This is a genomic window from Peribacillus sp. P4_C12 (assembly GCF_056402095.1).
The window spans coordinates 1-16,563 of sequence record NZ_JBFUIB010000036.1; the positions used below are offsets into that span (position 1 = coordinate 1).

The following is a 16,563-nucleotide window of genomic DNA, read 5'->3' on the forward strand; positions in this document are numbered from 1 at the left end:
GACATGGCAAGGTCCAAAAATGGCYTAACAGAGTGGGCTCGTAGAGYCCCAATATCTTAACCTTGGACCAAAATTCAAAGGGAATTTCAAAAGGGGTTAGGAATTTTATAATTCCGAACCCCTTTTGTCTACAAACTGAAACCACGAAGAATCTTCGTGGTTTTTTTTGACTAATGTTTAATATTTATTAAGGTTTTTTTATTAAAAATTCTGAATATTGTTGTTTTATTAAAATGCCCATGATAAAATATTCTCTATTATAAATGAAGTGAAAACTTCATATAGTAATAAAAAAAGTTTTGGATTCATATTTTGTCTGTAAGGGGAAGGTTTTATGGATTTGCAGCAAAAAGTTAAAGAGGTATTCCCTGGATTATCTACTGGCCAAAAAAAGGTAGCAAATTACTTGTTAGTTCATTCACATACATTTGCAGTCAGCTCAGCTCAAAAGTTAGGGAAGGATATAGGGGTGAGTGAAACAACCATCATTCGCTTTTGTTATTCGTTAGGGTTAAGTGGATTTGCGGAACTTCAAAAACTTATTCGTAATCAATTAATATTCGAGAGTAGCCTGAATGAATATCATTCTTCTAAACTAGAAGTTGCGAATCAGCCAAACTTCATGGCACAAGTAATGCAGAAAGATATCGTCAGTATCGAAAAAACAATAAAAAATCTATCTAATGATGATTTTACAAAATCAGTCGATAAATTGGCGGCAGCCGACCAAGTATTAATTTCCGGACATCGTTTATCATTTTCAGCGGCGCATTGGTTAACTTTTACGCTTAGACTTGTAAGGGAAGAAGTCCATTTATATAGACCGGATACAGATGACATTTTTTTACAACTAAACAAAATAACTGAAAATTCTGTTTTTGTAGCAATCTCATTTCATCGTTATGTGAAAGAAACTGTGAAAATTACGGAAATGGCAAAACAAGCGGGTGCATTTGTAATCGGAGTTACCGATTCTGAATTGGCTCCAATTGCGGACTTTACGGACGTTTTATTGCCCATTTCAGCACCTAGAACTTCCACTATCGATACTGCACCTGTTCTATTCTCATTATTAAATAGTTTAGTAGCAGGTGTATCGATTAAAGACGCGCAGGGATTTAAAGAAAGAAAGGCTATGTATGATGCGTTCAATCAAGATGATGATTTTTTCTTTTAACAGAAAAAAGGGGAGAAAGAAATGGATATAACACAATCAATTGAAAAATTAAGACCTCGTATTATCGAAATATTTGACCATTTACACTCTCATCCTGAAACAAGTTGGAATGAAGTGAATACTACAGCATTCATTTCGAATGTTTTAAAAGAAAATCAGTGCTCTGTGAAAAAATTTAAAGATTGTACGGGCGTAATTGGAGAAATCGGGAATGGAAGTTTCACTGTCGGATTACGATCAGATATTGATGCACTTTGGCAAGAAGTGCATGGGTCGTTTCAGGCCAATCATTCCTGTGGACACGATGGGCATATGACTTTGGCTCTTGGAGTTTTCCTGGTATTGAAGGAAATGAACTTTCAACCCAAAGGAAAACTGAAATTCATTTTTCAACCTGCTGAAGAAAAAGGTACGGGTGCATTAAAGATGATTGACGAAAAAGTAGTGGATGATGTTGATTTTCTTTATGGTGTGCACTTAAGACCAGCGGAGGAAGTGAAAGATGGACAGGCGGCACCAGCAATTGTTCATGGAGCTGCACAGTTTATTAAAGGAGAAATAGTAGGGACAGATGCACATGGAGCTAGACCGCACCAAGGGCAAAATGCTATTGAAATAGGAGCATCATTCGTTACATTGTTAAACAATATCCATCTCAATCCATCCATACCTTTTTCAGCAAAAATGACACAGTTTTTTGCAGGTGGCGAAAGTTCCAATATCATTCCAGGGAAAGCTACATTTTCATTGGATTTAAGAGCTCAGGATAATGAAGTAATGAAAGACCTTACTAAAAGAGTGGAAAAAGTTGCAGAAGCTTTGGCTGTCGCAAATGGAGTTGAAATTAATCTGGAGTCGGGAGCTAATGTAGCTGCTGCAATTGTGAACAACCAAGCTCAAGAAATAATGGCTGAAGCAATTGCTGATACTCTAGGGAAAGAAAATTTAGTAGCTCCAGTTATTACAACTGGAGGAGAAGATTTTCATTTTTATACATTAAAAAAACCAGAAATCAAAGCGACGATGCTTGGGTTAGGCTGTGATTTGACACCAGGTCTACATCATCCGAATATGACATTCAATAAAGAAGCTTTGCTATCCGGAATTGAAATTCTAACGAAAGCGATCATTCTTACTTTTGAAAAATATGGTGAGGGGGAACGACGATATGACAAATGAATTAATCATTAAATCTTTATCTACTCTAGAAGATTTACAAGAAGTGCAGCAACTTGAAATTCTCGTATGGGGCATGGATTGTGTCCCTACCCATCAAACGCTTACAGCAGTCAAAAATGGTGGCATTATTTTAGGTGGTTACATCAATAATCAATTAGTAGGTTTTCAATACAGTTTCCCGGGATTTAAGGATGGAAAGGTTTTTCTTTGCTCACATTTGTTAGCTATCCATCCGGACCATCAAAAGAAGGGATACGGTAGATTACTTAAATTGGCACAAAAAGAAGAAGCACTCAAAAAAGGCTATCATTTAATTACCTGGACATATGATCCATTGGAGAGTGTGAATGCAAACTTGAATATCGGTAAACTAAAAGCAGTTTGCCGTACATATATGGAAGATTGTTATGGGGAGCTTAAAGGCGCACTTAATGAAGGACTGTCCACTGATCGTTTCATGGTGGAATGGAATTTAGAGCAAGAAACTGAGAGTGATGAGCAACTTACTGATAAAGCGACGCATATCGTAACGACGGAAATGAATAAGCAAGGCTTTCCGTTCATCGAAGATTATAGTTTGGAAACAACTGCGGAAGTCGTGGCTATACCCATTCCAACGGAAATTCAAAAAATAAAAAAAGAAAACCTTTCCCTTGCAATTGATTGGCGTGTAAAAACAAGTGAACTATTCCAAACGCTTTTTTCCAAAGGGTATGTTGTAGTAGGAATTGAACGAAAACAAGGTGAAAACATCCAAAACTACTTATTAAAAAAAACAGAATAAGAGGAGAATAGAGATGAAAATAAAAGAAGTGCGTTTACGTCATTTGAATATGGATTTGACTGCTCCATTTACAACTAGTTTTGGAACATTTGTAGATAAAGAGTTTATCCTAGTGGAAGTGAAAAATGAAGAGGGACTTTCAGGTTGGGGAGAATCAGTCGCGTTTGGAGCTCCTTGGTATAACGAAGAAACAATTAAAACCAATTGGACTATGCTGGAAGATTTCCTGATCCCGCTTGTGTTGGATAAAGAATTAGAACATCCGAGTGAGGTATCGGAAATGTTCTCACATATTCGTAAAAATAATATGGCAAAATCGGCAATCGAGGGAGCTATCTGGGATTTATACGCAAAAGAAAAGAATATCCCATTAAGTACAGCTTTAGGCGGAGAACTGGATAAAATTGATGTAGGCATAAGTATTGGAATACAAGAAACAGTAGCTGATTTACTTAAGAAAATTGAAAACGGCTTGAAAGATGGTTATAAAAGAATCAAAATCAAAATTCAACCAGGTTGGGATGTAGATGTAATCAGGGAAGTACGCAAGCAATATCCTGATGTACCGATTATGGCAGATGCAAACTCAGCCTATCGTTTGAAAGATATCGAATTACTGAAACAACTCGATCAATTTGATTTAATGATGATTGAGCAGCCTTTGTCATCTGATGATATTGTGGATCATGCGACATTACAAGCGCAAATCAAAACACCGATTTGCTTGGATGAAAGCATACACTCCGTGGAAGATGCACGAAAAGCTCTTGAGTTGGGAAGTTGCAAAATCATCAATATTAAAATCGGAAGAGTAGGCGGCTTAACGGAAGCAAAGAAAATTCATGATTTATGTAAAGAACGAAATGTACCGGTTTGGTGTGGTGGCATGTTGGAATCAGGTATCGGACGTGCCCATAATATCGCATTAACAACACTTGATAATTTCACAATGCCTGGTGATACGGCAGCATCGGCAAATTATTGGCATAAAGACATCATTCAACCCGAGGTTACAGTGGAAGATGGAGTCATTATTGTTCCAAAGACGGCTGGTATTGGCTTTAAAGTCGATTACGCAACTGTCGATGAATTTACTTCTTATAGTAAAAGATATACCAAATGAGTAATTAAGCAGTTTTAGTATTCCAGCTTCGCGAGCGATGTGAAAAACCTTATCGTAAAAACGCTGAAGCTGGAAAGTTATTAATGAAAAAAACGGGTAGAATTGAATGAGAAATGTTTCGTGCACGCAAAATTGTCAGAATAATCATTTAATTAAGGTGGAATTCATATGAAAAACAGTGTAAATCTTGCAGGTGCATATATTGGAATTATCATCGGAGCAGGATTTGCTTCAGGACAAGAAGTATTGCAATTCTTTACGAGCTTTGGAATCTACAGTGTATTGGGAATTGTAGTAGCAACTGTATTATTTGCTTTTCTAGGTATGCAGGTTACACATTTGGGCTGTGCCCTTCAAACACGCTCTCATAAAAGTATAATCGATCATATTTGTGGTCGTTATTTAGGTAGAGTGGTTGATGTTATGATCACGTTTTTCTTATTTGGTGTAACTGTCATTATGATTGCAGGTTCTGGTACTATTTTTGAAGAACAATTTGGCATTCCAAGTGTAGTAGGAGCTGTAGTGATGACAGTACTTACCATTGGAACTCTCTTACTTAATGTTAATAAAATAATGTCTATCATTAGTGCAGTCACACCATTTTTATTTGTCATCATGATTATTATTTCGGGTTACTCATTCTTTACATCTGATCTTAGTTTTAATGAGATCATTTCTTCCTCTAGTAAAGAAACAGCAGCAACTGGAAATTGGATTATGGGTTCATTACTGTATGTTTCCTATAACATGGCTGCTGGAATTGCTATGTTAGCCGTAATGGGTGGTACGTTTAAGAATAAGAAAGAGGCAGGTATGGGCGGTATTTTAGGTGGAATCGGTTTAGGAATCTTATTATTCTTGATCAATATGGGAATGATGTCTGATTTAAAAGGTATTGAAGGTGCAGGAATGCCCACTCTTTTATTAGCCAATCAAATTTCTCCATGGTTGGGTTATATTCTATCAGTCATCCTTTTAGGAATGATTTATAATACTTCAGTTGGAATGCTTTATGCTTTTACTGCTAGATTTGTTCCATCCGAAACAAAAATCTTCAAAATTTCAGTAATTGTTGTAGGGATTCTGGCTTTCCTCGCTAGTTTCGTAGGATTCATTAAATTGGTTGGAACCGTATACCCAGTTACAGGATATTTAGGTTTTGTCATTATAGCAGCGCTTATTATTTCTTGGGTTCGCTCAAAATCGAAAAAAAGAGCAGTAAATGCAGACTTCGTGAAGTATTAAAAGTGAAGGGGATTTAACTGATACAATATCGTTCCCTGAATTAAATAACATTGATAATGAAAAAAGAGTTTATTTCTAAATATATTCCTAACATCTTCGCTTTATGGAGATTTTTTTTTCTATTAACGATGAACCTTTAAACGTGTTAACGGCATTTTTCCGCCTTTTTTTCATACATTAGGATAAAGGCGGAAGACAAGGGGGATATCGGATGAATGGAGCGGAGCAAAAGGCTCTGGAATATGCCATTAGTGAGATTACAGAAATAGCAACTGGGTTCGGGTTGGATTTTTACCCAATGCGTTATGAAATTTGTCCTTCAGAAATTATTTATACATTTGGTGCATATGGGATGCCAACTCGTTTTTCTCATTGGAGTTTTGGAAAGCAGTTTCATAAAATGAAGCTACAGTATGATTTTGGATTAAGTAAGATTTATGAACTGGTTATTAACTCTAATCCTTGTTATGCTTTTCTTCTTGACTCCAATTCACTTGTGCAAAATAAATTGATTGTTGCCCACGTTTTGGCGCATTGTGATTTCTTTAAAAATAATGTTCGTTTCAATAATACAAAGAGAGATATGGTAGAAAGTATGTCAGCCACGGCAGAAAGAATTCGAGAATATGAAATTCTGCATGGCAAAAAGGAAGTAGAAACATTCCTCGATGCCCTTTTGGCTATCGAAGAACATATCGATCCGTCACTTATGAGACCAAAGCTTGCCTGGACGATGGAGGATGAGGAAGAAGAAGAGGAAATAAAGCCTGCAGCGACTCAATACGATGATTTATGGAACCTTGATAGTAAGGATAAGCCAAAGAAATCTAACGTGAAAGGTCGGAAAAAATTTCCTCCGAGGCCTGAGAAAGATATTATGCTTTTCATTGAGCAGTACAGTAGGGATTTAGCAGACTGGCAGCGGGATATCATGACAATGATCAGGGAAGAGATGCTGTATTTCTGGCCACAGCTCGAAACGAAAATCATGAACGAAGGCTGGGCATCCTACTGGCATCAGCGTATTATCCGTGAATTGGATTTATCTTCAGGTGAAGCAATTGAATTTGCCAAATTGAATGCAGGTGTTGTTCAACCATCACGAACCAGCATTAACCCTTATTACCTTGGGTTGAAGGTGCTTGAAGATATTGAAGAACGCTATGATAATCCAACTGAAGAAATGATAAGACTTGGCGTTAAGCCTGGATCCGGTAGGGAAAAGATGTTCGAAGTCAGGGAAATTGAATCGGATATTTCCTTTCTGCGCAATTATTTGACGAAAGACCTGGTTATGCGGGAGGATATGTATTTATTCCAGAAGCAGGGCAAGGATTATAAAATTGTCGACAAAGCGTGGGAGCAAGTTCGCGATCAGCTCGTCAGTATGAGAGTGAACGGAGGATTCCCATATATCACAGTAAATGACGGCGATTACATGCGGAATGGTGAACTTTACTTAAAACATTGGTACGAGGGTATTGAATTGGACCTGAAATATCTTGAAAAAGTCATGCCGTATATCCATCAGCTCTGGGGACGTTCCGTGCATATGGAATCGGTCATGGAAGGAAAAGAAGTCCTGTTTTCCTATGATGGAAAAAGTATTCATCGGAAGTATTTATAAGGAAGAATAAACTGCTGAGTAATCGGCAGTTTTTTTGGTTTAGTTTCAAAATTCAATACTTGCCACACTGATGAAGTGACTTGATTTCTCTGTGTCCAAGTTACTTAATTATCCTGCTGATTTTTTTCTTAATGATTCAAAACAAAAAAAGACGTTATTTGTAAGGCGATTCTTCCTTTTTGGTTGAATAAGAAAAAGGTTGCTGCAGCAACCTCCTTAATTGAGGTAAAGTCCCCGTTAACTAAAGATGTACAATATTTATTTATCATTACATTTCGAAAAGGTTATCTCGCTCCACTTTACAAACTCTAACTGCGAAATTTTTATACCATTCTGTTTTACCTTTGTCTTGTGCAACTTTATGTGCTGAATGTTCCTTCCAATTCTTTATTGCATCTAGAGATTCCCAGTATGACACAGTGATTCCTAGCCCCTCATCTCGAGCACTTTCCATGCATAAGAAACCCTGCTGTTGAGAAGCTAACTCTTCCATTTTGTCTGACATTTTTCCATAACCATTGTCACCTTCCGTTCGCTGTGAAGAAAAGATCACTGCATAATAGGGTGGTTGAAGAGTTTTTGCAATCCCACTCATTTTTTGCCCTCCTAATAAATCGAATATTGAGACATTTATATCTTCTGAATTTTAACATAATTTCTGGTATTTTTGTTTAATTAACCTGCCCCGTTTTGAATAAGAAAGGCTGCCACAGCAAATGAATGTACTATCCCCCCAGACGATCTCTACGAAATATGAACAACATGGTACCCCCTTTAGCATAAACCATCAAGGCTCTTTAAGTGTGAAGAACAAGTTGCTATGTTAACCCTTAGTGATAGTTAAGAATCGATCTTCTTTATTGTTGAATAAATAGTAACAAATAAGGCGTTTCACAGAGGACGGTAAACAACATTACGAATGGAGTTATAATTATTACCGAATGTTTCACGATTTGGATATTTACTTCAACGGCTATTCATATAACCAAACATGGGGGGTTACGGAATTCACGGGCAAATAAATCTTCCGTGTTTTTCTTTTTATATAAAATAGTGTTTCGGGAAAATTAACAACATTTACCATAAAATCAATGAGCTTGAAGTGATAAGATGGACTAGATGTGGTAACTTTGTTTATTTCTCCAATGTTAATTGCAACAAAACAGAGTATATCCTTCGAGGACGATGATTTCATAAGTGAGCTCGAGGTCACAACTAAATTTCATATTAACCCATGTAAATATTCCATTTGGAACTATACTGAACGGTGAAATCATCAACAATGTAAGCCTGATTTTGAAACACTGATGTAAAGATTTTAATCTAAAGAATAATCAGAACATACTATACAATACAGCAACGAAATATATTAACTGTGGGGCTGATTAACGTTAGCAGCTCGTAAAAGTAGTTCCCAGACGTTTTCAAAAATCATATGAATGATTGATTAAAACGTTTAGAGAATCGCCATACAACAGCAAATGCAAGTGCGGGGGCTTCCTTACTATATGTACGGATATTGGCGCAATGCTATGTCGAGAGTTGCCCGCCCGATATTCATTACTACTGGATGGAAAGCTAGAGGAGATACATACGCTTATTGATAACAAAAAATGTATATGTACGTGCCAAGTGGGATGATATTACCCGTTTAACTAAGTTATTCGAGAAGAATAAAACTAACGTTGACTATTATTGCAACGGTGTTTAAAAGAAATCTGTTAATGCTTCCGTACAGTTCGCTATTCATTTGTGAATCGAAAGTAAAATAGGGGGACTTTGGGATGAAAGAATGGATGTTGAAAATGTTTCAAGAATCATCGGGCAACTTAATCGAATTAATAACCGTTACTCTGATAGCAGGGCTAATCGGTTTAGTAATCATATGCGTTCGTGGTCTTTTTTATAAAGCGTTGGACTTCTTTTCAATACCTGTTGGTCGGTTAATAGAGAAATTGGTTAAGAGAAACTAGATATGGGGTTATAGTCCGATAAAAACACTCCTCGTTCGCTTTTAAAGTCGAACCCTCGCTAGAATATATGATGAGTTCTACAGACACAGGAAGTCGATGGGGGGGAAGCTGCGTTTTTTATGGCACGATCGAGCTGTGGGAAATGGTTGCTGGACAACAATGTCCAATGCGTAAACCTTAGATTTCATTTGCTGTTTTTTCACACTAAAAAAGCGAAAATTAGCTTGCTGAAGTAAATACTTCTGCAATGAGGCATTGGGAAAAAGAGGGGTTAATTCACTAAGAAAGAGATAAAATAAAAAGGATCTAGGATTTTTACAGTAGTTGAATTGAGAAAAATATTAGTCATTAGTAGTTTATATGTTCCAGCTAGCAACCACAATTAATAATCAACTAACCATTCTAACTGAACTAATGAAATCTACTAAGAGGATTACCAACCACAATATTTGTTATAGTGGTCGGCTTAGTGTTAGAGGTAAAATATAGAAATTGGCATTATGAAACCTAGCAAACTAAATAACTGGTCAAGAACGATTAATCCCAAAGTAAAACGGTTGAAATAGCCCAGCTATCGGATTCTTCGATTTTTCGTTCCATTTCTATTAAGAAGTTAACATCATTTCTCAACGTATCTGTAGATCAGCAATAGCGTATAAAACTGCAGACCCACTGATTTTCACTCTATCTCCAGAAGATTTGCAGTATAATGTTCCTCCGCGTTTGGAAAGCTGTCTTGCTACCATTTCATTCTTACCAAGGCGTTTTGCCCAGTAAGGAATAAAATTACAATGTGCAGAACCACAAACAGGGTCTTCATTCACCTTGAGCTTCGGGAAAAAGGATCTAGAAACAAAATCGTATTTATTACTTTTCGCCGTGATTGAAACGCCCAAACCATCCGGCAATTTTTCTAGCATAGAAAAGTCGGGGGATGCATTTTGAACATCCTCTTCCTTTTCCAATACTAACATCAAATCTCTGCCCAGATAGGTTTCTATAGGCTTAACACCAAGAGCTTCGACTATTTGATCAGTTAGAGGAAATTCTTCTGGCATCCTGCTTGGAAAATCCATTTCGTAAAGTTCATCTTTTTTTAATACAACAAGTTCACCACTCATTGTTTGAAACTTGATTTCCTCCACATTATTTTCGTAATAGTTGGCAATTACATAAGCCGTTGCCAAAGTAGCATGGCCACAGAGTTCAATTTCGTCTGCCGGCGTAAACCATCTTAATCTGTAGCATTTTCCCTCTTTCACAGCAAATGCTGTTTCAGAAAGGTTGTTTTCAGTAGCGATTTTCTGCATAGTATCATCCGACAACCATTCCTCCATGATGCAGACACCAGCAGGATTTCCTTCAAACACTTTTTCAGCAAACGCGTCTACCACGTAATATTTCATTCTAATAACCTCCTTGTCTTTATCTAAAACTCATATTTACAAAATTACTTTATCATCGTAATTGTATGCTTTCAATGATATTATTGTATGCAATACAATTATCAGGAGGTTCAATATGCCTGTAAATTCATTTGAAAATTACCCCATGACGTGGAAACCAGATAAGAAACAGCTTGCTTCTCCAATATATAGATCCATTGCAAGCTTATTAGAATATGATATTCTCAATGGCTACCTATCACCTAATACCAGACTTCCGCCTCAAAGGGAGCTAGCAGATTATCTTGATATTAATCTTAGTACAGTAACCAGAGCTTTTAAAATATGTGAAGTTAAAGGATTAATTTACGCTGTTACCGGAAGTGGAACCTTTGTCGCTCCTAATGTGGGAAATGCTATTTTCATGGCAGATAGCGAAGAGAAAAAGAGTTTCGTAGAGATGGGTATTATAGAACCACTTGATTGCTCAAATGCATTAGTAGCAGAAACGATTAAAAGAATTGTCACTAAAAATTATTTGGAAAAATTATTGGATTACAGACACCCATTAGGCATGCCTWATCATAGAATGGCAGCCAAAAAGTGGATGGAGCGTTTTAACATGGATGTATCTGTTGAAAATATCGCGATAACTTCAGGGGGGCAAAATTCTCTTACACTGATTTTAATGTCCCTGTTCAATCCCGGGGATAAAATTGCGGTGGATGCGTATACTTATCCTAATTTTATAGAATTGGCGAATATGCTTAATATTCATTTAGTTCCAGTAGAAGGAGATACCTTTGGAATGTTACCAGAACGGTTAGACACCATATGCAGGGCTAATCATTTGCAGGGGATCTATTTAATTCCTTCCTGTAATAATCCGACTGCTATCATTATGGATATGAATCGAAGAAAAGATATAGCAAAGGTCATAAATAAACACAGCCTTATACTAATGGAAGATGACATATTTTCTTTCCTCGCACCTCAAGGCTATTTACCGATTTCACATTTTGTACCGGAGCGGTTTGTTTATAGTTTAAGTATCTCTAAATCACTAAGCTCCGGAATGCGAGTTGGATTTTTGGCTTACGCAAATCAGTTTGCCGAAAAAATCACGCACGGAATTTTCAATATCAATATAAAAACCTCCTCATTAAATGCAGAAGTTATAACTGAGTTGATCAATACTGGCAGTGCAGAGAAGATTATTTCGCAAAAGAAAGAAATTGTAAAAGAACGTAATCTTATCTATCAAAAATATTTTCAAAAAGAAAATTCTAACGAAAACCCGTTGAGTTTCTTTCGTTGGCTTCCGTTGCGCCAAAAGTATCAGCTGAAACAGTTTGAACAGAACGCTTTGGAACATGGTATTCATGTTTATCATTCGCATCGTTTTTTGGTCAAAAAAGATAAATCCGATCAGTTTATTCGTATTTCGCTGACATCGGCCAAGGATTCTGATGAATTAGAGAAAGGGCTTTGCATACTTAAGAATTTCTTACTAAATATCGAATGAAAAATGATGTATTTTAAAGGAACTGACTTGCAATGTTTTGGCTCACGTTAGAATTGGTTAAATATCATCTCGAATGATAGAAAAAGGACTAATTACCGAATTTGAAGCTTAAGGGCTCCACGAGCCGTCAAGCAGTCGTTTTCTAACCCACCATACAACTCTATTAGGTATTAGAATTCAGCAATTATTGGAATCTGGGCGAATAAATATTCTAACTCCATTTCATATTAACGGAGTTTAACCAACAAACGATAAAATAACTTTTGTGAGAAAACTAAACGAAGAAGAATTCACAATCGGTGATATCGATGAAATAGTTGTGAGTGCTGTGGCAGTCCCGTTCTAGCGAAATTGAAAATTAAAAAAATTCTTGTAGCGAATAAAAGCAGAAGACCAATCTGAAACCAGGCTGGTCTTTTACTATGAAAAAAGGAATGTTGAAGGAATAATCATCGATGTAGCCGCTAGATTTGTAATTAATGACGATTAATATAAATAATTTAACTGATTTAAAAATGAAATTAAAAAATGACAGGTAAGTGGAATCAGATATTCCTTACTACGAAGCTATATATTATTTAGGGTACATAATGATGGGGAATGTAAGCAGCAAGCAGTTTCTTCTCCAATACCTAGCCAAAACAAAAGGGATGCGATTTGTAGATGGCTAACGGTTTGTTAGCTTAAGATCGGAGCTGTCTTTAAGGCAGTTTTTTCTTAAAAATTCTAATTGTAAAAAAATGAGATGTTTCTTATCAAGAAACATCTCATAAATATCTATTCTTTAAATTTTAACAATCTCATTGCATTTAAAATAACAATTAATGCTGCACCTGTATCACTTAATACAGCCATCCATAGTGTAAGCCAACCTGGGAAGATAAAGACCAACGCAAGGACTTTAATAATGATAGAGAACCAAATATTTTGTTTAATAATCGTTAAAGCTTTTTTGCTTAACTTCATTGTATGAGATAATTTATCAAGATTATCAGCCATTAAAACAATATCAGCTGTTTCCATCGCGGTATCAGTTCCTGCACCACCCATAGCAATACCTAAATCTGCTGTTGCAAGTGCTGGCGCATCATTAATACCGTCTCCAACCATTGCCACCTTATGACCTTCATTTTGTAATTTCTTTATGGCATCTACTTTATCCTCTGGCAATAATTCTGCGAAATAACGATTAACATTCGCTTCTGAAGCAATCATTTTAGCGGTTCCTTCATTATCTCCAGTCAACATGACCGTTTGATTAACTCCACTTTGTTTTAATGCTTCTAAAGCTGATGCTGAAGTGTCCCGTATTGTATCAGAAACAGCAATAATCCCGTTAACTTGATTTTGTGTCCCTATTATAACTACTGTTTTCCCTTTGTTCTGTATTTCATGAATATGTTTTTTTATATCCTCTAAATCTACATTCATTTCTTCGAATAGCTTTAGATTACCTGCGTAAAAAATATCTCCTTGAATTGTAGCTTGAACGCCTTTTCCTACAATACTTTTGTATAACTCACCATTTTTAGGTTGGATTCCTTTTTCGTTGCCGTAAAGAACAATCGATTTTGCAACAGGATGTGTTGAGAAACCTTCTAGTGTTAATGCTATGGACAGTAATGTCTCTTCTGATACGTTTATCGTCTTAATTTCTGATACTTTAGGCTTTCCTTCCGTTAAAGTTCCTGTTTTATCAAATGCAATAGCCGTGATGGCACCTGCTTTTTCTAAAAACGTTCCGCCCTTAATTAATATTCCGTTCTTTGCGGCGTTTCCAATAGCTGATACAATCGCAACAGGAGTAGAAATAACTAAAGCACAAGGRCAAGCTACAACTARYATTTCMAGTCCTTTATAAAACCACTCTCCYCAAGTGCCAAATCCAAGGAGTGRAGGTACAACCATAACTGCCAATGCTAAAATAAATACAACAGGTGTATAAATACTTGCAAACTTATCTACAAATGCTTCTGTTGGTGCTTTTTGTTCTTGTGCTTCTTCAACTAAGTGAATAATTTTTGATATAGTCGTATCTTCCACTAACTTAGTGACCCTAATCTCAAGAGAACCATTTTCATTTATAGTTCCTGCGTATACTGTATCACCAATATTCTTATCAATAGGAATGGATTCTCCTGTAATGGGTGCCTGATTTACACTTGATTCACCTTGAATGATTTCACCGTCTAATGGAATTTTATCACCTGGTTTAACAAAGATAATGTCACCGACTGTTATTTCTTCAACTGGTTTTTTAATGATTTCTGAGCCAACATAGATCCAAGCTTCAGGGGGAGCTAAATCCATAAGATTACGAATCGAATTCCTTGTTCGTTCAATTGATTTTGTTTGTAGTAAATTGCCGATTGCAAATAACCAAACAACGGTAGCGCCTTCAAGCCATTCACCGATTAGAGCAGCTCCAATAGCCGCAACAGACATTAGGACATTCATATCCAGTGAACGACTTTTTATTGCATAGAATGCACTTTTAACTGGCTTAGACCCACTTATCACCATTGCAATGGCGTACAGTATTGAGGACATCATTGTAGAAACTCCATTAAATGAACCGATAAAGCCAAGAGCAATTAGTACACCAGATAAGATGACTAAACCATTTTCGTTTTTATTTTTATGAGTCTGTATCGACTGATTGTTTGATGGTAATGAAGCTTTAAAACCGATTTTAGAAACTTCAGTCATAATATCTTCGACACTATTGGAATGTTCGATTTTCATTTTTCCAGTCGAGAAATTAACGCTGACATTTTTAACGGATGAAAGGGTATTTAAATGGTTTTCAATGCTCTTAGCACAACTACCACAATCCATTCCTTCAATTTCAAATGTTTTTATATTACCATTTTGATTTAAAGGTTCAATAGAAAATCCGAGTTTTTCGATTTCACTCTCAATCGGGATAAAGGCATCAGCGTTACTGGCTGCAACTTGCATTTTCGCTGTGCTGTAATTAACCTTTACTTCAGCTATATCCTTTAATGTGCTTAACCCTTTTTCAATGGTTTTTGCACAAGCAGGACAATCCATTCCATGCACTCTGTATGCCATCTTCTCGCCAGGAGGAAGAGAATTCGAGATTGTATCTTTTGTCTGTTGATCATTACTACTACAACAGTTTGTTTTCACAGAAATTTTATCTTCTGTTGTTTCACTATTACAACAAGCATTGTTTTTTTGCTTATTGTCACTTGCAGGGGAAGGGCTACAACAGCTTATTTTTTCTTGTTCATTAACGGTTTCTTTCGATGAATTACTGCTACAACAATTATTTTTTTCTTGAATTAAAATAGGAAATGGATTATTTCCATTTTCTGAATGATGGTTACTTGAACAACAACTTGAATTCTCTAGTTTTGCGATTGATTCATTAGAAGTGCTACAACCATTTTCCTCTTTATTTTCCTTCATTTTATTTGAGCCACAACATTGTTCATCCAATTTAATCACCCCTAATCTATATGACGATCGCAACATGCAACATCATTTTGAACATCTCCAAGAACTGTATCAAACATCGTTAATAAATCTCGTATATGTTGATTTCGTAAACTGTAATAGCTGTATTTTCCTTCATTCCTCCCCACAATAATTCCACAACCTTTTAAACACGCAAGATGTTGAGAAATATTAGATTGATTACCGCTAATCTCTTCTACAATTTGTGACACCGTTTTTTCTTGATTTTTTATACATTCGAGGATTTGAATCCTTGTTTTATTAGAAAATCCATGGATTAGTTTAACCTTCATATCAATATCAATATTTTGCATATATTTACCTCCGAACATATTAGACAGGACTAATGTGTTTTGTTATTATCATATTAGCAATACCTAATATGTGTGTCAAACAATGTTAAATAATTACATAATTAATGAAAAGGAGTTTATTGAATGACTAAAAAGGTTTCAATATTATTTTTAATCCTGTTCTTTTTATGTTCTAATCAAGCATTCGCACACACTTCACTGAAAGAGTCAACACCTAAAGAGGGTGAAGTAATAGCACAAACCATTCAAGAGGTAACTTTAATTTTTGGAACCAAAATTGAACAGACAAGTAAAATTACTGTTTTAAATTCAAACGGAGAATCTATTCCACTTGGGAATTTCGTAATCGAAGACGATGAAATGTGGGCTACTTTCCTTCAGCCTTTAGTGAACGGAGATTATAAAGTTAACTGGACGATAATAGGTGGAGATGGACATCCGATAGATGGTCATTTTTCTTTCACTGTAAATGGTCCTATGGCTGAAACTCCTACGAAAGAGCAAAAAAAAGAGACTGCACAAGTTAAAGAAAAAGAAGTATTTACGCCATCAAAACAAGAATCTGAACAAAATAAAATGCAGTCTTACATAATACCATTAACCATAGGTGTTTTATTATTTATAGTTATAGGGAGTTTTTTGTGGTTAATGAGGAGGAAAAAGTAAAAAATGATCGTCTTGGAAAAATTAGCGAGGCATTATTATATCTTTGCTTTTCCCTTCTAACAGGTAGCTTTCTATTATA

General features: G+C 36.0%; 13 protein-coding genes. 9 read left to right on the forward strand and 4 right to left on the reverse strand.

Going from position 1 to position 16,563, the window contains the following annotated elements; all coding sequences use genetic code 11:
* Positions 1-334: 334 nt before the first annotated feature.
* The 6 genes from AC1DUW_RS08845 to AC1DUW_RS08870 all read left to right on the forward strand — a co-directional run bounded on the left by AC1DUW_RS08845 (position 335) and on the right by AC1DUW_RS08870 (position 7,138).
* Positions 335-1,177: a MurR/RpiR family transcriptional regulator gene (locus AC1DUW_RS08845; protein WP_053344730.1), complete on the forward strand. Its 843-nt coding sequence runs from the start codon at positions 335-337 to the stop codon at positions 1,175-1,177.
* 21 nt (positions 1,178-1,198) lie between these two features.
* On the forward strand, positions 1,199-2,356 hold the full coding sequence (locus AC1DUW_RS08850) for a M20 peptidase aminoacylase family protein (protein WP_180320452.1): 1,158 nt from the start codon (positions 1,199-1,201) through the stop codon (positions 2,354-2,356).
* The gene (locus AC1DUW_RS08855; protein WP_053344731.1) at positions 2,346-3,140 is read left to right on the forward strand and encodes a GNAT family N-acetyltransferase; all 795 of its coding nucleotides are present in this window, start codon (positions 2,346-2,348) and stop codon (positions 3,138-3,140) included. The genes AC1DUW_RS08850 and AC1DUW_RS08855 overlap by 11 nt, the downstream gene beginning before the upstream one ends.
* Positions 3,141-3,153: 13 nt before the next feature.
* Entirely contained in the window at positions 3,154-4,263 is a 1,110-nt protein-coding gene (menC, locus tag AC1DUW_RS08860) for an o-succinylbenzoate synthase (protein WP_053344732.1), read from the forward strand.
* A 168-nt stretch (positions 4,264-4,431) separates the two neighbouring features.
* Positions 4,432-5,511, forward strand: coding sequence for a YkvI family membrane protein (locus tag AC1DUW_RS08865; RefSeq protein WP_053344733.1), 1,080 nt, complete (start codon positions 4,432-4,434; stop codon positions 5,509-5,511).
* Positions 5,512-5,722: 211 nt separating this feature from the next.
* The gene (locus AC1DUW_RS08870) at positions 5,723-7,138 is read left to right on the forward strand and encodes a SpoVR family protein (RefSeq protein WP_053344734.1); all 1,416 of its coding nucleotides are present in this window, start codon (positions 5,723-5,725) and stop codon (positions 7,136-7,138) included.
* Between the two features lie 268 nt (positions 7,139-7,406).
* Here AC1DUW_RS08870 and AC1DUW_RS08875 read toward each other — a convergent pair whose 3' ends face one another.
* Positions 7,407-7,733, reverse strand: coding sequence for an antibiotic biosynthesis monooxygenase family protein (locus tag AC1DUW_RS08875; RefSeq protein ID WP_053344735.1), 327 nt, complete (start codon positions 7,731-7,733; stop codon positions 7,407-7,409).
* Positions 7,734-8,922: 1,189 nt separating this feature from the next.
* Here AC1DUW_RS08875 and AC1DUW_RS08880 point away from each other — a divergent pair.
* Positions 8,923-9,111, forward strand: a complete 189-nt coding sequence (locus AC1DUW_RS08880) for a hypothetical protein (protein ID WP_053344736.1) — start codon at positions 8,923-8,925, stop codon at positions 9,109-9,111.
* Positions 9,112-9,737: 626 nt separating this feature from the next.
* Here AC1DUW_RS08880 and AC1DUW_RS08885 read toward each other — a convergent pair.
* On the reverse strand, positions 9,738-10,517 hold the full coding sequence (locus AC1DUW_RS08885) for a PhzF family phenazine biosynthesis protein (protein WP_053344737.1): 780 nt from the start codon (positions 10,515-10,517) through the stop codon (positions 9,738-9,740).
* A gap of 115 nt (positions 10,518-10,632) precedes the next feature.
* Here AC1DUW_RS08885 and AC1DUW_RS08890 point away from each other — a divergent pair, with 115 nt between their 5' ends.
* Positions 10,633-12,021, forward strand: coding sequence for an aminotransferase-like domain-containing protein (locus tag AC1DUW_RS08890; protein WP_477642361.1), 1,389 nt, complete (start codon positions 10,633-10,635; stop codon positions 12,019-12,021).
* A 777-nt stretch (positions 12,022-12,798) separates the two neighbouring features.
* On the opposite strand, the gene AC1DUW_RS08895 is transcribed toward AC1DUW_RS08890, so the two are convergent.
* Both AC1DUW_RS08895 and AC1DUW_RS08900 read right to left on the reverse strand, forming a co-directional pair.
* The gene (locus AC1DUW_RS08895) at positions 12,799-15,456 is read right to left on the reverse strand and encodes a heavy metal translocating P-type ATPase (protein ID WP_477642367.1); all 2,658 of its coding nucleotides are present in this window, start codon (positions 15,454-15,456) and stop codon (positions 12,799-12,801) included.
* Positions 15,457-15,497: 41 nt separating this feature from the next.
* Positions 15,498-15,818: an ArsR/SmtB family transcription factor gene (locus AC1DUW_RS08900; RefSeq protein WP_053344739.1), complete on the reverse strand. Its 321-nt coding sequence runs from the start codon at positions 15,816-15,818 to the stop codon at positions 15,498-15,500.
* Between the two features lie 123 nt (positions 15,819-15,941).
* On the opposite strand from AC1DUW_RS08900, the gene AC1DUW_RS08905 reads away from it, so the two are divergent.
* Positions 15,942-16,484 carry a copper resistance CopC family protein gene (locus AC1DUW_RS08905; protein ID WP_477642362.1) on the forward strand — a complete coding sequence of 181 codons (543 nt, stop codon included), beginning with the start codon at positions 15,942-15,944 and terminating at the stop codon, positions 16,482-16,484.
* Positions 16,485-16,563: the final 79 nt, after the last annotated feature.